Here is a 19,339-nt window from a genome sequence, read left to right as displayed (position 1 = left end):
GACAGGTGACAGGTTTAAAAGCCTCTGATGGTAAGTTAATGGCTACAGCTATATTATCTTGGTCAATATGAAACAGATTTTATGGCATTCAAAGCAGCTAAAGGAGAGGCACTAACTCAAACCTAAGAACTTTGCTCCTTGATAAAACAACGTACTCACAATCCAAGCTAGCGTTAGTCCGTAGGCAACCGATAGCAGCGTAAAGCGGATACTCTTGGACTCGCTCTTAATAGTAGCAACCGTTGCCAAACATGGAGTGTACAGCAAACAAAAGAGCATAAAACTGTATGCTTGAATTGGTGAGATGGTTTGAGCAATAGTTGCTTGCACAGCATTGGGATCAGCCAGATTATAAATAGTTGCTAAAGATCCCACTAAAATTTCTTTAGCAATGAACCCAAATATCAAAGCAATAGTTAACTCTTGAGGAATACCAGCTGGATTCAAAACTGGGGCAAAAAATTCGCCAATCCGTGTAGCATAACTGGCACTCTCACCTCCAGGTAAATTAGTCAACAACCAGATGGCTAATAAACCTAGCACAATAAATCCACTGGCTCGCTTCAAGAAGGCTTTGACTGCATCCCAACCTGTAACCATCCCCACTACAATCGGGATGGCAATTAACATCTCTCCCGTACTACTAATCGGGTTGGCTGTACCTTGGGGTAAGTTGCTCAACAGCCAAACACCAGCTACCCCAGCCGTGATAAATCCGGTAGCGCGTTGTAGAAATTGCTTCAACTCACCCCATCCGCGCAGAAATATTTGCTTGAGGGTGGGGAAGCGATAAGGCGGTAGTTCAATGACGAAGGGTTCTTGGTTTTGAAACGAGCCTTTAAGCAATAGTCCGGTTAACAGTGCTACACCAAAGCTGAATAGATACAGCGAAAACAGTACCAATGGCCCCCAACGGCGATCAAATAAGGCATCGATAATAAAGACAAATACTGTCAAGCGTGCTGAACAAAGGGCAAAGGGAATAATCAACATGGTGAGGAAGCGTAAAGCCCGCGATCGCATGACTCTTGTTCCCATGATGGCAGGGATGTTACAGCCAAACCCCATAATTAACAGCACAAAACTGCGCCCATCTAACCCAAAGTGATACATTAAAGCATCCATCATGTAGGCGGCTCTGGAGAAGTAGCCGCTATCCTCTACAATCGCCATCATGAAGAAAAAGGTCATCACTAGGGGAATAAATGATGCTACCGTAGCTAACCCACCATAAATACCATCTACCAAAAATCCCCGCCAAAACTCAGGCAAATGGGCAGTTAGGGGAACAATAGCTACCTGCTGTAACCACCCTGTAATAGTATCAGACACATCCTGCAATGGTAGCCCCACCAGCCAAACGAACTCAAACATTAAGTAAATAGACAGAAAAAACAGTGGTAGCCCTAGCAATGGGTGTAGTAATACCTGATCCAGCCTTTCTGTAAACGTTTTGAACAACCGCGAGGGTATTTCTACTGTATTTTCTAGGGTGGCTTGAATTTGTGACTCTGGAATTTGTCGATGGGCTAAAATCTGCTGCTTGAGTTCTTCCGGTGCAATGGGGACTGTGTTTTCTGCCAATTGTTGACTGATTTTACGGATAGCGATCGCATAACCGCTACCATACTTAGCACTAACTAAAGCTACTGGCATCCCCAACTTTTGGGCTAATTTTTCTGAATGAATTGTGATCCCAAAATGTCTGGCTTCATCTGCCATATTGAGAATTACTACAGCCGGCATTCCCAAGGCTTTAACTTGTAAGGCTAGACGAATTTGACGATCTATTTGAGCTGCATTGAGAATTACCAGCACTAAATCTACTGGGTAAGTAGTAAAGAAAGTTTGCACTACCTGCTCATCTTCAGAGTATCCCTCCAAGTCATAAATACCGGGCAGATCAACAAACTCTACCTTTTGTCCATCCCAAGCCACTTGTGCGTGTAATAGATCAACTGTCACGCCAGGCCAATTTCCTACAAATGCACCCGCTTTAGTAATACGATTAAATAAAGTAGATTTACCTACATTCGGCATTCCCAAAACCGCAACCCTTTTAACTCCAGGATGACTTTGCAACCCAGCAATACCTGAACCAGAATCATGGCAATGTGACACTTTACACCTCTTTTTTTGGTAATAGGCAATAGGTAATAGGCAATAGGCAATAGGAATTAGTTTTTCTCCCCCTGCTCCCCCATCTCCCCCTGCTCCTCCTCTGCTCCCCTGCTCCCCTACTCCCCCATCCCAATACTTACCAAAATCCCCTCCGCTTCATTTCGCCGCATGGCTACTTCTGTAGTTAACCCGACGCGCAGATGTAAGGGGCCTTTCAGCCAGGCTTTGCGGAGTACCTTCACCTGTTGCCCAACTTTGAAACCCATTGCTTCTAGTCGTCTTTGTAAGCCTGATTCTTGGGTGTTAATTGCAGTTATCGTCGCAATTTGCCCAGGTTTGAGTATTGATAGTTTTACACTCATAGCACTTCCTTTACAGGCGATAATTGACGGCAATAATGTCATCACATCATATATTCAACTGCAATACTGCTTTCCCATTTGTCTCTTTTGTAGCTTTAATGGCGATTATCACTGAATTGGTTAATTGCACCTAAATTTATTTTAGTTGTTGAGAATTATTTTTAGTAACTTCACTGGAATTTCTGTACAAACTAAATTTTTGTTTAAGAATTGGTTAATACATCACAAAACCGCAGAAATTTTGAAAAGATAGAGTGTGGATTTATGGCGAAAGTATTGGTTTGTTCTTAATCTTTAACAATAATTACGTTAGTGAAAAATTAACTAGCAAAGTTATTGAATAGACTTAGATTCACAGTTCGCTGTTATCCTAGCTCTGCCGTAAATTAATGACAGTTTCGTGGGATTTTGCAATCTCTTGTAGGATGAATTCCCACCCATCACATCGCTACAAAACCATGAGGGGGAAATCATAATGATCATCGCCACCAAGTCAGAAGCAGACGAGAGGGAAGTTACCCCTACTCAGAGAATTGATTATTGTGTAGTGCATAAGATTCCAGGGAGGGTAAGATTTCGCGTTCCCTTGCTAGCCCATGACTCCCAGTATGCCCAACGCCTACAAGATTTACTAGCATCTGACGATCAGATTACTGCGATACGCGTTAATCAGTGGGCTAGTTCTGTTGCGATTCAATATCAATTATCCGGTAGTAGTGATGAGCTAATGCAAGCTTATCTAGTGCGTTTGCTGCATAAGGCTTGGGAATGTCAACAGGTAAAGGTTAACAGGCAAAAACCAGAAGCAACAGACGATGCTGGGGTGAAATTACCAGCATTAGCTACAGTTTTAGCTGTATTGGGGTTGGGATTGCCGATTCCCAGAACTATTATTGCGGCGACTGTGGCGCTTGCGGCTTTACCCATTGCTAAACGGGCTTATAACAGCATCACCCAAGAACGAAAATTAAATATAGATTGTCTGGATTTTATCGCGATCGCCTTAACTTCTAGTCAAGGAAATCTCCTCACACCAGCTTTGGTGATGACACTACATGAAATTGGCGATACAATCCGCGATCGCACAGCTAGAGTTACTGAAAATCAGGCTGCCAATCTCCTGGATTCCTTGGGACATTATGCTTGGGTAAAACAACCAGACGGGCAGAAAAAACGCATCTTAGCTACAGAAGTCCAACCAAAAGATACAGTAATTGTCTACCCCGGTGAGCAAATACCCGTAGATGGCGAGATATTGCGTGGTAAAGCGTTAATTGATCAGCAAAGATTGACTGGTGAAGCCATGCCTGTATTACGTCAAGTAGGACAAGCGGTTTATGCTTCTACCCTAGTGCGAGAAGGAGAAATTTACATCCAAGCGGAACGTGTAGGTAATGCTACCCGTGCAGGAGCAAGTATTGAGTTAGTCCAACAAGCGCCCGTTCACGATACCCGCATGGGCAATTATGCCGCCATGGTTGCAGACAAAGCGATCATGCCTGCGCTGATTTTTGCAGGGCTGGTATTTGCTGCTACCCGTAGCCCCGCTAGGGCTGCATCTATACTCACCCTCGACTTTGTAACAGGTATTCGCGTTTCTCTACCTACAACATTCTTAGCAGCACTGCACCACGCCACCAGACACGGGGTTCTCATCCGCAGTGGCCATGCTTTGGAAAAATTAGCAGAGGTAGACACGCTCGTATTTGATAAAACCGGCACATTAACCAAAGGCGACATTGAGGTTGTAGAAGTAGAAACCGTAGCCGGGAGAATATCTAGCCACAGATTATTAGAACTAGCAGCCGCCGCCGAACAACGCCTAACTCATCCAGTGGCGGAAGCGGTGGTACGTTATGCGGAAAAACTAGGTAAAGAAATTCTACCGCGCCAAGAATTTACCTATGAAATTGGTTTAGGTGTCAAGGCGGAAATTGATGGGGAACAAGTATTAGTAGGTAGCGATCGCTTTTTACGCCAGTCTGGTATTGCCTTAGATTGCTTGTATGAACCACATCAATGCAACCATGCAGATTGTCCCCAGCATCTCAATTGCCGCATCTCTGCCCATGATTCCTTGCTGTATATAGCAGTCAACGGAGAATTCCAAGGGGTAATTTATTACACAGATCCCCTGCGCCTAGAAAGTCCAGCCATCATTCAGCAATTACAAACTGAATACGGTATGGAAATTCATCTACTGACAGGAGATAATCAACAACGGGCGATCGCTGTAGCTGAGAAACTGGGCATACCGCAATCACAAGTTCATGCCGAAGCCTTCCCTGAACAAAAAGCCGAAATTATCCGCCAACTGCACGAAACTGGTAAAACTGTAGCCTTTACCGGCGACGGTTTAAACGATTCTATTGCTTTAGCCTATGCTGATGTAGCGATTTCCTTTGGCGGAGGTTCCGAAGTTGCTAGAGAAACAGCCGATGTAGTCCTGATGGATGATAACCTTAGCAGTTTTGTCGAAGCAATAGCGATCGCCCGTGAAACCAAAGCCCTCATTCAGCAAAATATCGGGTTATCAGTCGTTCCCAACTTAGCAGCATTAGGACTAGCCACCACCGTAGGGCTACATCCCTTAGCGGCGACAGTCGTACATAATGGTTCAGCCATTGCAGCCGGGTTAAATGGTTTGCGTCCCCTCATGCACCAAGATCCGCCGAGGTAGATAAGAGGGCAGGGGGGCAGGGGAGCAGAGGGGCAGGGGAAGCAGGGGAGGATGAGGGAGTGATACCAATTCACAATTCGCAATGGGCTAACGCCCCGCTCCGCTAACGCAATTCGCAATTAAAAAACTTAGATGCAGCAAAGCTTTCAGGGTTTACATCTGTATCAGGTTTTTCGTGAAATGGTATGAGGGGAGACAAGGTAGACAAGGTAGAAGTTTTTGCCTAGTCCCCAATCCCCAATCCCCAATTCCCAGTCCCCAATCCCCAATTCCTATGCTCAAATTTCTCCCAGAACAGTTACAAACTATCCTGAGTCATGCTGAAAGTACCTACCCTGATGAGTGCTGCGGGTTACTTTTGGGGTATCTGGTGGATGGGGTGAAGACTGTAGTTGAGGTGATACCAACAGCGAATGCTTGGGATAGCGAAGCCGAAAATTTTGCTGCTGACAATACTACTCATAGCACCGAGCGAAGATATGCGATCGCTCCCCAAATCATGTTACAAGTGCAAAGGCAAGCACGCGATCGCTCACTAAATATCATTGGTATTTATCACTCCCATCCCGACTATTCTCCTATACCCTCAGAATGCGATCGCCTATATGCTTGGTCAGGATACTCATATATAATAGCTTCCGTTCAAAATGGTGCGGCTAGTGACATCAAAAGTTGGACTCTTGATAACACTCATCACTTTCAAGCCGAGGAAGTTTTCACCATGAAAAACCTAACCCCCCAATCCCCAGTCCCCAATCCCCAATCCCCCCTTTCCTGATAACATAATTTCAATACTTAAACTTAGAGAAAGATATCGTTTTTTCGATACAATCAATAATCCGCGCTTCCTCATTCAAACTGTTATGCTCAATCCCAATCTGGAAGATATCCAGTTGTCTAAGGACGATTATGAACGCTACTCTCGCCACCTAATTCTGCCGGAGGTGGGAGTGGAAGGGCAAAAGCGCCTGAAAGCTGCCAGTGTGTTATGTATCGGTACAGGTGGATTAGGTTCACCATTGCTGTTATATCTAGCAGCCGCAGGTATTGGGCGCATCGGTATTGTTGACTTCGATGTGGTGGATACTTCCAACCTGCAAAGGCAAGTCATTCACGGTACATCCTGGGTGGGTAAACCTAAGATTGAATCGGCTAAAAATCGCATCCACGAGATTAACCCCTATTGTCAGGTTGATCTCTATGAAACCCGTCTGAGTTCGGAAAACGCTTTAGATATCATCAGACCTTACGATATTGTGGTGGATGGCACTGATAACTTCCCTACTAGATATCTAGTTAACGACGCTTGCGTATTACTCAACAAACCCAACGTTTACGGTTCGATTTTCCGCTTTGAAGGACAAGCAACCGTATTTAATTATGAAGGCGGGCCGAACTACCGTGACTTGTACCCCGAACCACCACCACCAGGAATGGTTCCCTCCTGTGCAGAAGGTGGAGTATTGGGGATTCTGCCAGGGATGATTGGTGTGATTCAAGCCACAGAAACCGTCAAGATTATTTTGGGTAATGGTAATACTTTAAGTGGCAGACTGTTGCTGTACAATGCTCTAGACATGAAATTCCGGGAGTTAAAGCTGCGTCCTAATCCCATCCGTCCAGTGATTGAAAAGCTGATAGATTACGAACAATTCTGTGGTATCCCGCAAGCCAAAGCAGCAGAGGCGCAACAGCAGCAAGATATTCAAGAAATGACTGTGACTCAGTTGAAGGAATTGTTAGATAGTGGTGCGAAAGATTTTGTACTGCTGGATGTGCGTAACCCTAACGAGTACGACATTGCTAAAATTCCTGGTTCAGTTTTAGTACCTTTACCAGACATTGAAAACGGTAATGGTGTCGCTAAAGTTAAAGAAATCCTCAACGGTCATCGCTTAATTGCTCATTGTAAAATGGGCGGGCGATCGGCTAAAGCTCTAGCTATCCTCAAGGATGCGGGGATTGTGGGTACGAACGTCAAAGGTGGAATTCAGGCTTGGAGTCGGGAAGTAGATCCCTCAGTTCCAGAGTATTAATGCTGTTGCTGTTGACTTTTGACTGCAAAGCAATGATGTACAAGTCTTCGCCTTATCCTACCCTAACCCTCTCCTTAGAAAGGCTACGGTGTACACACAAGTCTTAGAACTTTATCCTGTATCGTTTTGATCCCCCCTAACCCCCCTTTTTTAAGCTATGCGTTACCCACATCTTTCTTAACAATCCTAAAACGCTTGTTTTGTAGTCATCTTGAACACTGAGGGGTCAAGCATACTTGACAAATTCGCTTTTTGTATTCTCGCTAAAATTGCCTTTTTATTGAGAATTAAGGACGAAGTAATCAGGGTTATAAAAAACGTGAGTGAATACTTTCGTAAATGTTGAGAAAGATCCGGGTAATGGATAGCTTTTTTAAGGGGGAACTAGAATTAAATTCAAAGTCCCCCCTTTTCAAGCAATGCCCTGAGCTTGTCGAAGGGGAGCCACTGCGTTGGGCGGGTTCCCCGATTCATAGCAAGTGGCGTGGATTTAAGGGGATCAAAGCAAATTTTGTATACAGCACAAAGATGTGTGTGAACCTTAGCCTATTTCGTTACCAATCAACTTAGTTTTGTTACCACACAACTTAGTTTTGTTACCACACAACTTAGTTTTGTTACCAATCAACTTAGTTTTGTTACCAATCAACTTAGTGTCGTTACCACACAACTTAGTGTCGTTACCACACAACTTAGTGTCGTTAACAAGGGTGCGTCAGTGCAATAAACTCTCACTACACCAAGAAAATATTCATACTGACGCACCCTACTAACTGATATATTTCCCGAAGAATGCCAATCCCGGTATCTTGGAAATACGGGAATTATTGATCACGGATTAATGAATATATCTAAACCTCGATTTAATATTTTATGGGTGCAGGTTGGGGTGTTAGCGGCGTTGCAAGGTGCAATCACCCTCTGCTGGGTAATTTATAATGCTTATTTACCCAAATTATTAACCCAATTTGGTTTTCCTGCTTCTCTGGCTGTAGGTTTGCTGATCCTTGAAAATGCCTTAAGTGTAATTCTAGAACCTCTGATGGGTGGACTCTCAGATCAGGCTAAACATTGGGTAGGAAGTAGATTTATGTTGATTTCGGGGGGTGTGATTCTCTCGGCAACATTATTTATCGCTATCCCCTGCATAGTAACTTTTGTACCACCTACCGTAGTTTTGCGATCGCTCCTCCCCATTGTCTTAGTAGCTTGGGCGTTGGCGATGACAATATTTCGTAGCCCGGCTATAGCTTTGTTGGCTAAGTATTCTATGCCAGCCGAGTTACCTTTAGCATTTAGTGTGGTTGTGTTCACAGGGGGAGTAATTGGGGCGTTTCGAGGGGTTGCCAATCAATTTATTTTAAGTTTAGGGCCAATTTTCACCTTTGCGATCGCTTCTTTTGTCTTGCTAGCTGTCACGGCTGGGTTGCGCTTTGTCAATCCTCCCGATACTCCAGTGGCTCAACCCCAAGCCGCACCTTTACAGTTACCTTGGACAGAATTAAGTTTAATTTTCGGGACTGGTTTTGGTATTGGTTGGGGTTCTCGGTTGCTGATGGATGTTGTCAGTAAGATTTTAGTAGCTCAGTTTAATCAAAATGATTGGCTGATGGTGGGCGTAGGACTAGCGATCGCTTTTGCTTCTCTCCCGACTGGGTGGTTTGCTGTTAAAATTGGCAACAGTCGAGCCATGTTAATTGGTATCGGTGTCACCATTATTTCACTACTAATAATAGTCGCCACCAATATTTTGATTCCCTTGTTATTGCTGGTAATAATAGGCTTTAGTTTAATTATCAATGGCACAATTCCCTTTGCATTAGGGCTGATGTCCCAACGTTGGGAAGGTTTAGGAATTGGGATGTACTTTGGTGGATTTGCTTTATCAATGAGTTTATTCGGCGTAGTATTTCCGCAAACTCAAAGTATTGCACCTCTTGCGGGTGCAGTGGGGACAACATTGGCCTTTTTACTAGCTGGCGGATGTATTATATCTACTGTTATAAACAGTGATGACTAAAACAAGTTCAACAAAGCCTGTTTTAATTGTGCGGCACTTTTAAAATAAATTTCTGGTTTTTCTCTCAACGCTAAATCAATGACTTCAGCTAGTGGCTTAGGTATATTTGCATCACGCTGGCGGATGGGTACGGGATCATTTTGTAAAACTGCTAAAAATGGATCGCCAGTAGTGAAATTACGAGGATAAGTTCCGGTAAGCATATAATAAAGACAGGCAGCCGTAGCCCATACATCTACTTCTGGCTTTACATATTTATAATCAAGCAATTGCTGACGACACATTAAAACTGGAGTTCCGGCTTTAGTTCCTGTTAAAGTTTGTCCGCTTAATCCTGCTAAATCAAAAGCTTTTGCTAAACCATAATCGCCTATTTTAGCTGTGATTTTACCGTTAACATTACTTAAGAAAATATTACTTGGTTTTAAGTCACGGTGAACTAAACCCACACCTTTGGCAAATCCACCGTTGCTTAGTTTAACATTAGGTATTTCAGCATTGTGAGCGTATTCTAAACCGTTTAAAACTTGCAGAATAATTGGTGCTGCAATATCTATAGATAATCTTCCTCCTTGTTTTGCCATTAAATCAGCAACAGTGCCACCTTCACAATATTCCATTGTGAAAAAGAAAACATTTTCGTAGTAGCCATAATCCATTAATTGCACAACATTGGAATGTCTTAATACTTTAGTATTTTCCGTCTCCCGTATAAACATTTGTACAGCCCAATCATGAGCCGCAACCGCAGGTAACATAACTTTTAAAGCTATAAAATGACCTGTTTGGTTATGCTGTGCTAAATAAACTTCTCCAAAGCCTCCTTGTCCAATCAATTCAACAATATTAAAATCACGAATTGCCAGTAATTGCTGATTGCCACCTGCGGCTAAATCAAATAAATTTTTTATATATTCTAATACATTTATTGCTTGGGTTTTTAAGGAGTGATGTTGCTCATTAAGATTAGCGATCGCAGTCAATGAGTTATGAATATTTAGTGAATTTAATTCAGTTTCAATATTAACTATAAATACAGTATTACCTAGTTCAATCTCATCATTATCTTGTAAATCATATTCAGTAAATTTGATTTTCGCACCTTCTTCTGGTGTTTGATTTGCTTCCCGTTGCCCAATTTTTTTACCATTAACGTATGTACCATTTCTACTACCAAAGTCTCGTATACGAATGGCGGGAGGATTGATATCTAATAAGCAGTGATAGCGAGATATAGTATTATGATCATCGTCATCTGGTAATTGAGGATGGCAATCTTTTGACCTACCAATAATACAGGTTGTACGTGAGTCAAAAGTATATTGTTTTCCTGATAATTTGCCTTTAGTAATTGTGAGAGTGATTATAGACATCTTAATATGTATTTATATATGATTTAATATATTGGCTGCCATGAAAATCATTAATATAAAAATATGTTAGAGATTATAAGTTTTTATGTAATAGAAGAGAAGGAATCTCTTGTTCCCAACCAAAACCTCCACCATAAACACCGCTTTCCCGTAAACGCTGTAATTCTATAATCCAAGAGCAAGGTAGGTGACCAATAGGTGCTTTTAGATCAAAATTAATATCGCATATATAAAATGCAATTCCCATAATCTTTTGAGAATCATCATCCTTTTTCCAACCAATATGATTGCAAAACAACAACCAAATTTCCTGGTATTGTTTTTGCCCTTTCCAATAAGTCTTAGTATTTCCACCAACACTTTGAAAAATTTTCTTTTGTACTGAAAAACCGAAGCGGCTATTACTATATTTAACCCAAAGGTTGTTAATAATGCGGATATCTTCACAGGGAATATTATCAACTCGTTCTAAATAACGCCAGCCTTCCTTTTCTCTCCATGCTATAGCTAGGATAGCTCTTGATGTTTCCTTATCTGCTTCCTTCCACTTTCCTGCTGCCAACAAATTACTAAGTTGAGTATAGTCCATCTTAGAAGTTATTAATTGAGTTTGATCAGCCAATAAGTTTAGATGTCTAACTTTTGATTGTGAATTAGAGATTGAAATTTGAACAACCGCAGAATCAGCCTTATTTTGTATTAATAATTCTAACCATTCCCGCATTGTTTGTGGTCTATCTTGTGGTTCTAAGGCCATTCCTTGAACAATTGCATCATTTACCCTATCACTAATACTCGAATTAAATTGTTTTGGTGCTTTTAAAGGAATATCACCATCTTTTCGATAATTAGCAGGTATGGGAGTTCTCCCAGTCAATAAACTATATAAAGTTGCAGCTAAACCATAAACATCAGTATAAGTTCCAAAATGTCCTTGCCTTTCATACTGTTCTACTGGTGCATAGCCTTCTGTTCTGGAATTGGTCATACTGAGGGTTTTACCAATGAGAAATTCACGCGCCAGACCAAAATCAATTAATACTGCTTCTTGTGTTCCACTACGTAAAATAATGTTATTCGGCTTGATATCCCGATGTAAAAAGCCTTGTTGGTGAACAGATTCTAATGCTTGTCCTACCTGATTGATATAGCGTAATGCGTCATCTTCTAATAGGTGTCCGTGCTGATCAACGTATACACCTAAATCATCCCCATTGACATATTCCATCACCATTCCCCATAAACCAGCTTCTTGTATCACTTCATAGACTTTGACAATATGGGGATGCTGACAACCTCGTAATCGCAATGCTTCGTTAACAAATTGTTCTTGCTTGTCGTTGAAATTACCTTGACTTTGCTGTATCGGGTTGAGGGTTTTGATGGCAAATAATTTATTGGTACGCTGTTCTAGTACGCTATAAGTGACACCAAAACCACCACCACCAAGGACTTTTTGAACGATAAATCTGCCATTTTTGAGAGTTTGATTAGGTGTCCAAAGTTCCATAGATGCGGTTAGCGATGACTGCTGAGTAGAATCTAACCTGTATCTACGGCTGTTATATTGTTAGTTATACTGAAAATCTGTAGTTAATGCTTGTCAGCTTCCATATACTGATAAAAGACTTTCAAAGAAGCAATAACTAATTCTCATATGCAAGGGTGCGTCAGTCAGATAAACCCTTGACGAACTGGGAATATCTTCGTGCTGACGCACCCTAATCGCTGCGTTAAATTCGGGGAAGTATGTCACAGATGGCGTTAGTTCTATAGGTGAGAAAACAGTTTTTCCCAATCAATCACAGTCGGCCTACTTCCCTTATTTACCAGTTCAAAAACTTGTCTTTCAGTTGTGGGATGAAAAATTGATTCCACACAAGCGGCGGCAACATCAATTCTACTAGCATCACCTGCTAAAGTATCACCTTTACCAATAACTACGTCCAGTTTACCGCCTGTGGTAGCTTTGAGAAGTGTGTTGAGGTCATAGGATGTAAAGGGGCCATCAATCAAGCGTCCTGGACGAATGATGGTGTAAGGTAATCCCGAAGTGATAATTGCTTCTTCACCTTTTTGTTTGGCATCTAATACACCAAAGGCATTGAGAATATTAAAAGGCGGCTGATGTTTGCGAAGAATTCCTACGGAGGAGACAAAGACAAATCTGTTGAGATTGCGGGGTGCGGCGGCGACTAAGTTACTTACACCTTCAGCATCAACTTTAGCTGGCGTATTCTTGGCGATCGCTTCTCTGTAGTCAGCATCCAGAAAAATCTTTGGCCATTCAAATAAGTTCGGTTGGGGGTTAAACTGCCATCTATCAGAGGGAAAGGCAGTAGTTCCCGTACAACAGATGATGTGGGTGACATTCTCTACTGCGGCGGTGAGTGTGGCGGGTTCGCGGATGTCGCCTACAGCAATTTCTACCTTGTTATTAAACATTTTTGACGCTTTTTCCGCATTGCGTGTCAGAACGCGTACCCTGACATTTCTCTCCAGTAGTTTTGCTACTACAAGTTGTCCCACTCCGCCGGTTGCACCAGCCACTAATACCAAATTTTCATCTCTTACAAAAGTCATAACCGCCTTTAAGATAGCCTACTGTTAATCTACTCAAAAATGTGAGTCAAATGTTTGCTACCACGGGAAGATATCGCAGACAAAAGCCCGGTTGTTAAGACCGGGCTTTTGATAATATGAAGGGGATATATTCCCCAGAGGGTTCATTATAAAGTTTCTGTATAAGTCGCTGTACTTTGCTGTACTCTAATAAGTAATACCACTGGATTTTGAACAGTTCCGGAAAACTAGCAAAAATTTTTCAGGAAACCAATCCAAGAATCTACTGACAGTATGAACACCCAAACAAAGCAGTCTAATTAGGGCTTGCTGCTCCCCTGTTTCCTCATCTCACCTACTCCCCCACTCCCCACTCCCCACTCCCCACTCCCTAGATGATGCCAGCGAGACTAGCAACGGCATAAGCTAAAGCATCTGGTTCTATGGGTTTGGGTACGTGCATTTGAAACCCTGTTGCTAATGCTTGTTGTTGGTCAAGTTTTCCAGCGTATGCAGTCAGAGCTATAGCCGGAATTTGTCTATTAAAATCAGGTGCTGTAGTCCTAATTTGGTGTAACAGTTCATAGCCATCCATGTGGGGCATCCCAATATCGCTAACTAAAATATTGAGTTGTGACTGTGCCAACACTTGTAGGGCTTCTAATGCAGATGATACTGTGATGACTTCTGCTTGATACATTTGCAGCACAAAGGCGACGAATTCCCGTGCGTCAGCATCATCATCTACAACTAAAACTTTAATGCCGTTTAAGTCAAAAGAGATATTTTGCGGTTGAATTGTCCCTGAAGTATCTAAATCAGGAATAATTGTTGGTAATCTCACCGTGAAGGTAGCCCCTTGTTCAATACCGGGGCTATGAGCTGCAATCGTGCCACCGTGTAGTTCTACTAAGTGACGGACAATTGCTAGCCCCAATCCTAAACCACCGAATTTTCTGGTAATACTACTATCTTCTTGACGAAAGTAATTAAATATGTGTGGTAAAAAAACTGGACTGATGCCTTTGCCTGTATCACTGATGGTGATTTGAGCATAATTTTTAATTTGCTCTAGTTTGACTGCTACTCGTCCACCTTGCGGTGTAAATTTAACAGCATTGGATAGCAGATTCCAGATAATTTGTTGCAAACGGGCTGGATCACCTGCTACTTGTGCATAATTTGATTGAATAATAGTTTGAATCTGAATTTTTTTATTTTCTGATGCTAAACGCACTGCTTCTATAGCATCGGAAATTGTAGCAGTAAGATTAACGGTGGAAATATTGAGGCTGATTTTGCCCTGGATAATCCGAGATACATCAAGTAAGTCTTCAATCAGACGAGCCTGTAATTGAGCATTGCGATCAATAATTTCTAAGGCTTCTCCTCGTTTTTGGGCATTTAATCTGCCACTTCTGAGTAGTTTAGTCCAACCTAGGATGGGATTAAGCGGGGTACGTAGTTCATGGGAGAGAATCGCCAAGAATTCATCTTTAATGCGGTTGGAAGCTTCAGCTTGCTCACGGGCTACTTGTTCCTGTTGTAATAATTGCTCGCGTTCTGTTGCCATCCGTGTGCGATCGCTCACGTCCAAAACCAGCGATAGCACCGAAACTAAGTTACCAGACTCATCTACTAAGGCAGAGTTATACCACTCACAATCAATCACTGTCCCAGTTTTGGTGTAGTTGCGGTTGTGCATGACTACTCGCGGTTCTGCGCCTTGGGCTAATTGTATAACCATAGTGGCTACTCGTTCGATATCTTCCTCAACAACTATCTTCCATTCATCAAATCGCTTGCCCAATACTTCCTCTAATTGCCAGCCAAAAATGCGTTCGGCAGCTTTTGACCAGCGCGACACCCGAAAATTTTGATCCCACTCAATTACACCCAGAGGAGAATTTTCCACATGGAAATTGAGCTTTTGTAACACTTGTCGTAACTCAGCTTCACGTTGTTTGCGTTTGGTAATTTCCTCACAAACAATACTGATGCCAATAATTTGGTCGCCATTCCTTAACGGTAAAAAGTTTTCTAGCCAGGTGCGCTTCACACCAGGTTGAGCCGGAGTTTCCCCAACAATTTCGACATTGAGGAGTGGTTGCCCCGCCAAAACCTGCCGTAACAACGGCTCGGCTGTATCGGCTAAATTTGGCAGTAACTCGCGGACTGTGCGGCCGATATGCTCCTCCACAGAAAATCCATTAATTTCTGCTAATCGTTGGTTAATCCGTACAAAGCGCAAGTCTGTGTCTAAAACATTCAGTCCAATGGGAGCTGATTGGTAAATAGACTCAATTTCTATCAGTTTTTCCTGAAGTTGTTCTTCACTTTGGCGCAGAGCTGCTTCTGTTTGTTTGCGGTCTGTAATATCGAGAGCTACATAGCAAAATCGAGGACGCTCAAACAGGGGAGAATCAATTGGGAAAACTGTTACTGCCAACCATTGAGGATGTCTTTGCCCATCGTCGTGAACATACTCAAATTCTACTGGTTGACCTTGGAGTTGAGATTTTCGGTAGTGAATCAGCCATTGTTGAATAATAGCTGGCGGCACTCCTAGCTCACTGGCTAGTTTCCCAGTTGTACTATCTGGTTCATTACCAAAGAATCGACAGGTGGCGGCGTTATCGTAAATGTGAAGAATATCATTCTCAGTTAACTCGACAACTCCCATGAGCATCGGTATGTTGTCGTAGTAACTTCGTAGCGTGGCTTCTCGTTGGGCTAAGGCAGCATGGGCTTGTTGTAACTCAGCAGTACGTTGTGCTACCCGTTGTTCTAATTCCTGGTTTGTCCTTTGCAATTCAGCTTCTAGCTGTTGGTGTTCAGATCTCATCTGCACCAATTCAGTAATATCACGCCCTTCAGCAATTAGAAAGCTAACTTGCCCCGATTGATCGCGTACAGGTTTGAGGGAAAAATCAATGGTGATGACGCTATTGCCTGCTCCCAACACATCTACTTCATAGCGTACAAATTCCCCACTAGCAGCTTGAGCGATCGCTTGTTTCAGTTTCCCTTGGGTTTGAGATGAAATTGTCCACCACCGTGCTTCCCAAAAAGGACGATTTATCACATCTGCTAGTGTTAAGCCGCCAAAATCCAATGCTGTTTGATTAGCTTCTATCAGAATGCCATTAACGGTGAGTAGCCCAATAAATTGAAACGTGGCATCAAAAATAGTACGGAATCGCTGTTTGCTGTGGTGCAGTTTAGCATTCTCAATCGCAGTTCTCAGCGTGTAGCATAACTGCTCTGGAGTTAATTTTTCTTGTACAAGATAGTCTTCTGCTCCCCCTTTCATGGCTCGAACTGCTAAGTCCGTATTTTCACCACCAATCATCACTACAGGAGGACAGGCTTCTCCCCATTGGGATTTCAGCTTTTTTAAGATTTCTAATCCATGTTGATCATTGAGCAGAATACAATCAACCGTGCCAGCCCCATCACAACACGAATTCCAGACATCTTTTACCGATTTTGCTGTTAAGACTGTATGACTTATTTCTGAATCGGCACTCAGATAAGATTGATACTTTCCCTGATTGAGTTCTAAATCATCAACAATTAAGATCGTACATTGGCGTTTTGTCGGCATAAGCTTCAGGCCGGATCAAGGTTAATGATTCCTATTCCTTATCTGAAAAAGATGACTTGGCGATCGCTGTTGGTAATTCAGCCAGCATATAAAATTCATGCAAATCCACATAGAGGATAACATTTTTTCGACTTAACCAAGTCATTCCTACGGATGTTTCAATGGCAAACCATCCTGAAATACTAGCAATTCTCCCGGTTGAATTGGTATCCAAACCTCATTATCTGTCAGGGGAGTTGTAGCAATCACGGCAACGCGATCGCTCAGTGTAGTCAACTCACTAAAATCTACTGTCATATCTTGGTCGATTAAATGTGCTGCTGCAAAGGGCGCTTGACGCACAATGTAACTAAGGTTGGTAGAACAGTGCGTAAAAAAGTGTTCACCATCAGATAGTAGGTAATTAAAAACACCGATAGCTGATAGATGTTCAGTAATTTTTTGTAATACAGGATAAAGTTGTTCTAAGGGAGGTTTACCTTCTGGGAAGTTTTGCCGCATGGTTTCTAGGATTAAGCAGAAAGCTTTTTCACTATCGGTATCACCCACAGCTTGATAAAAACCTTGAGATTCTGGATTAAAGTCTGGTAAATTACCATTGTGAGCAAATACCCAATACCTGCCCCATAGTTCCCGACGAAAAGGATGACAATTTTGCAGAGCCACTTCCCCTTGGGTAGCCTTGCGAATATGGGCGATAACGTGAGTAGAGTGAATAGGATAACGCCTCACCAAATCTGCCACAGGAGAATTGATTGAGGGTTTAGCATCTAAAAACATCCGACATCCCTTACCTTCAAAGAAAGTAATACCCCAACCATCACTATGATGATCTGTTCTGCCTCCCCGTGCCGAAAACCCTTCAAAAGAGAAGCAGATATCCGTTGGCACATTGCAATTCATTCCCAGCAGTTGACACATTGATATTGCAGCTTCTGAATTTTTGACTCATACCTCAGAATCAAGATACTTCAGAATGTCCTCATTGTTTTGGTGCGATCGCTGCAATCTGATCAAAAGGATAGGGGGCAGGGGAGATGAGGGAGTGATGGGAGCAGGGGAGCAGGGGAGCAGAGGAGCAGAGAAAGCTGAGGGGAAAATCCAATGCCCAGTCCCCAGTCCCCAATCCCCAATTTGCGCTAAATTTCTTACAAATAAGTTATTCCTCTCCCAACAGGCATGGTAAAACCTACAGATAGCCTTCCTCCGGTGGTTAGTCCTGTCAAAAGTCGGCCGCGATCGCGTTTTTACCGTATTATCTCGAAAATTACAGCTTGGGCAGCTACTCCCCAAGGGTTGTCATTGGTGGTGCAAGGCAAAATGGCACTGAAAATGGCCATAGCCTCAGCCATCTCTTTAGTGATTTCCCAAAGTTTGCACTCGCAGTATCCCTTTTACGCAGTCATTGCCGCGATTATTGTGATGTCATCTACCCACGGCAGCACTCTCAAGCTAGGCATTCAGCGATTAATTGGCACGTTAATTGGTGCGATCGCTGGTGCAGTGTTTGCTATTATCTTGGGTAGTAGTTTCTGGTCACTGGGAATATGTGTATTTCTGACAATATTTCTAGCTTCCTATTGGAAATATCATGAAGCAGCTAAGTTAGCAGGATATGTTTCAGCGATCGTGATTTTGAGCTATAGTCACTCACCTTGGTTATACGCTTGGCACAGATTTTTAGACACGCTGTTAGGTATTGGTGTCGCTTTACTGGTGAATAATTTAATTTTTCCTGCCCGTGCTGGTAAGGAACTCCGGCGTTGCCTATCACAAACACTGATCAATTTGGAACAATTTTATAGCTTAGTTGTTAACTGTGCGTTTACAGGCACATATGATCGCCCCGCCGTCAATGAGTTAAAAGCCAATATCATCACATCCCTACGAACAGGCAAGGAACTATGGCAAGAAGTTAGACAAGGACAAAGTAGCGAACCACCAGAAACACGAGTTAATGAAGCCTGGGAGTTTCTCATTCGCAGGATTTGGGAACACATTTTAGCTATGGAACATACGGTACTAGCTCGACAGCAAGATACTTTCTGGCAAATGCTCTCACCCCAAATTACCGAACTAGCACAAGAAACTCAAAATGCCATGCTTACCTTAGCAATAGCCGTTAAGTCTACCCAGTCTCATATATCTTTGCCAGAGATAGAAATTGCACTGGCTCATGCCACACAAGAATTAAATCAACTACAGGCAACTAAGCAAACCGATGATTCTATGGATGAATTGCTGCGGTTTTTTACCTTCTTTTATACAATGGAAGAAGTAGGCAGAAAACTGCAAAGAATGGCAGTCATGTTAAGTGAAAATTAAACTAAGATGACCTATGAAAAGGTCACAACTTGCGCGTTAAGACAGTTAATAGTAAAAACGTGAACCTGTAACCTGTAACCTGTAACCTGTAACCTGTCACCTGTCACCTGTCACCTGTCACCTGTCACCTCCTATAAAACTAATAATAACTATTTGAAAAAAGAATGTGACAGATATATCACTTGTAGAGATGCGGTTGATTGCGTCTACCAAAATATATGTCGCCAAAATTTTTTGAGTTAGTATAACTTAT

At 42.5% G+C, this 19,339-nt stretch carries 13 protein-coding genes; 5 read left to right on the top strand and 8 right to left on the bottom strand.

The window, feature by feature from the left end; genetic code table 11:
- Nucleotides 1–111: 111 nt before the first annotated feature.
- Entirely contained in the window at nucleotides 112–2,121 is a 2,010-nt protein-coding gene (gene feoB / locus NOS7524_RS18665) for a ferrous iron transporter B (RefSeq protein WP_015140038.1), read from the bottom strand.
- 116 nt (nucleotides 2,122–2,237) lie between these two features.
- A complete protein-coding gene (locus NOS7524_RS18660; protein WP_015140037.1) occupies nucleotides 2,238–2,483 on the bottom strand; it encodes a FeoA family protein in 246 nt (81 codons plus the stop codon).
- A gap of 475 nt (nucleotides 2,484–2,958) precedes the next feature.
- Here NOS7524_RS18660 and NOS7524_RS18655 point away from each other — a divergent pair, with 475 nt between their 5' ends.
- The 3 genes from NOS7524_RS18655 (at nucleotide 2,959) to moeB (ending at nucleotide 7,199) form a co-directional block, all read left to right on the top strand.
- On the top strand, nucleotides 2,959–5,163 hold the full coding sequence (locus NOS7524_RS18655) for a heavy metal translocating P-type ATPase (protein WP_015140036.1): 2,205 nt from the start codon (nucleotides 2,959–2,961) through the stop codon (nucleotides 5,161–5,163).
- A gap of 274 nt (nucleotides 5,164–5,437) precedes the next feature.
- Nucleotides 5,438–5,941, top strand: a complete 504-nt coding sequence (locus NOS7524_RS18650; RefSeq protein ID WP_051039236.1) for a Mov34/MPN/PAD-1 family protein — start codon at nucleotides 5,438–5,440, stop codon at nucleotides 5,939–5,941.
- Nucleotides 5,942–6,026: 85 nt separating this feature from the next.
- On the top strand, nucleotides 6,027–7,199 hold the full coding sequence (moeB, locus tag NOS7524_RS18645) for a molybdopterin-synthase adenylyltransferase MoeB (RefSeq protein ID WP_015140034.1): 1,173 nt from the start codon (nucleotides 6,027–6,029) through the stop codon (nucleotides 7,197–7,199).
- Nucleotides 7,200–7,740: 541 nt separating this feature from the next.
- On the opposite strand, the gene NOS7524_RS30195 is transcribed toward moeB, so the two are convergent.
- Nucleotides 7,741–7,890: a hypothetical protein gene (locus NOS7524_RS30195; RefSeq protein ID WP_171815384.1), complete on the bottom strand. Its 150-nt coding sequence runs from the start codon at nucleotides 7,888–7,890 to the stop codon at nucleotides 7,741–7,743.
- Nucleotides 7,891–8,040: 150 nt separating this feature from the next.
- On the opposite strand from NOS7524_RS30195, the gene NOS7524_RS18635 reads away from it, so the two are divergent.
- A complete protein-coding gene (locus tag NOS7524_RS18635) occupies nucleotides 8,041–9,219 on the top strand; it encodes a hypothetical protein (protein ID WP_015140033.1) in 1,179 nt (392 codons plus the stop codon).
- On the opposite strand, the gene NOS7524_RS18630 is transcribed toward NOS7524_RS18635, so the two are convergent.
- From NOS7524_RS18630 to NOS7524_RS18610, 5 genes are all read right to left on the bottom strand, one after another.
- Nucleotides 9,216–10,592: a protein kinase domain-containing protein gene (locus NOS7524_RS18630; RefSeq protein ID WP_015140032.1), complete on the bottom strand. Its 1,377-nt coding sequence runs from the start codon at nucleotides 10,590–10,592 to the stop codon at nucleotides 9,216–9,218. The two genes, NOS7524_RS18635 and NOS7524_RS18630, sit on opposite strands and share 4 nt — an antisense overlap.
- A 73-nt stretch (nucleotides 10,593–10,665) precedes the next feature.
- A complete protein-coding gene (locus NOS7524_RS18625) occupies nucleotides 10,666–12,102 on the bottom strand; it encodes a serine/threonine-protein kinase (protein WP_015140031.1) in 1,437 nt (478 codons plus the stop codon).
- Nucleotides 12,103–12,362: 260 nt separating this feature from the next.
- Nucleotides 12,363–13,175 (bottom strand): SDR family oxidoreductase, encoded by an 813-nt coding sequence (locus NOS7524_RS18620; RefSeq protein WP_015140030.1) that lies wholly within the window; start codon nucleotides 13,173–13,175, stop codon nucleotides 12,363–12,365.
- Nucleotides 13,176–13,545: 370 nt separating this feature from the next.
- On the bottom strand, nucleotides 13,546–16,761 hold the full coding sequence (locus NOS7524_RS27890; protein ID WP_015140029.1) for a PAS domain S-box protein: 3,216 nt from the start codon (nucleotides 16,759–16,761) through the stop codon (nucleotides 13,546–13,548).
- A 147-nt stretch (nucleotides 16,762–16,908) separates the two neighbouring features.
- On the bottom strand, nucleotides 16,909–17,682 hold the full coding sequence (locus tag NOS7524_RS18610) for a class II glutamine amidotransferase (protein WP_015140028.1): 774 nt from the start codon (nucleotides 17,680–17,682) through the stop codon (nucleotides 16,909–16,911).
- Nucleotides 17,683–17,940: 258 nt separating this feature from the next.
- Between NOS7524_RS18610 and NOS7524_RS18600 the strand changes: the two genes are divergently transcribed.
- Nucleotides 17,941–19,086 (top strand): FUSC family protein, encoded by a 1,146-nt coding sequence (locus tag NOS7524_RS18600; RefSeq protein ID WP_015140027.1) that lies wholly within the window; start codon nucleotides 17,941–17,943, stop codon nucleotides 19,084–19,086.
- Nucleotides 19,087–19,339: the final 253 nt, after the last annotated feature.

It is taken from the genome of Nostoc sp. PCC 7524, assembly GCF_000316645.1.
GTDB lineage: Bacteria > Cyanobacteriota > Cyanobacteriia > Cyanobacteriales > Nostocaceae > Trichormus.
This window is presented reverse-complemented; position numbering and strand designations above follow the sequence as displayed.

What these genes read in the sequence shown, in the direction of transcription:
- NOS7524_RS18660 (WP_015140037.1), bottom strand. Translation starts at nt 2,483, where the DNA reads ATGAGTGTAAAACTATCAATACTCAAACCTGGGCAAATTGCGACGATA.
- NOS7524_RS18655 (WP_015140036.1), top strand. Translation starts at nt 2,959, where the DNA reads ATGATCATCGCCACCAAGTCAGAAGCAGACGAGAGGGAAGTTACCCCT.
- NOS7524_RS18650 (WP_051039236.1), top strand. Translation starts at nt 5,438, where the DNA reads ATGCTCAAATTTCTCCCAGAACAGTTACAAACTATCCTGAGTCATGCT.
- moeB (WP_015140034.1), top strand. Translation starts at nt 6,027, where the DNA reads ATGCTCAATCCCAATCTGGAAGATATCCAGTTGTCTAAGGACGATTAT.
- NOS7524_RS18635 (WP_015140033.1), top strand. Translation starts at nt 8,041, where the DNA reads ATGAATATATCTAAACCTCGATTTAATATTTTATGGGTGCAGGTTGGG.
- NOS7524_RS18630 (WP_015140032.1), bottom strand. Translation starts at nt 10,592, where the DNA reads ATGTCTATAATCACTCTCACAATTACTAAAGGCAAATTATCAGGAAAA.
- NOS7524_RS18625 (WP_015140031.1), bottom strand. Translation starts at nt 12,102, where the DNA reads ATGGAACTTTGGACACCTAATCAAACTCTCAAAAATGGCAGATTTATC.
- NOS7524_RS18620 (WP_015140030.1), bottom strand. Translation starts at nt 13,175, where the DNA reads ATGACTTTTGTAAGAGATGAAAATTTGGTATTAGTGGCTGGTGCAACC.
- NOS7524_RS27890 (WP_015140029.1), bottom strand. Translation starts at nt 16,761, where the DNA reads ATGCCGACAAAACGCCAATGTACGATCTTAATTGTTGATGATTTAGAA.
- NOS7524_RS18610 (WP_015140028.1), bottom strand. Translation starts at nt 17,682, where the DNA reads ATGTGTCAACTGCTGGGAATGAATTGCAATGTGCCAACGGATATCTGC.
- NOS7524_RS18600 (WP_015140027.1), top strand. Translation starts at nt 17,941, where the DNA reads ATGGTAAAACCTACAGATAGCCTTCCTCCGGTGGTTAGTCCTGTCAAA.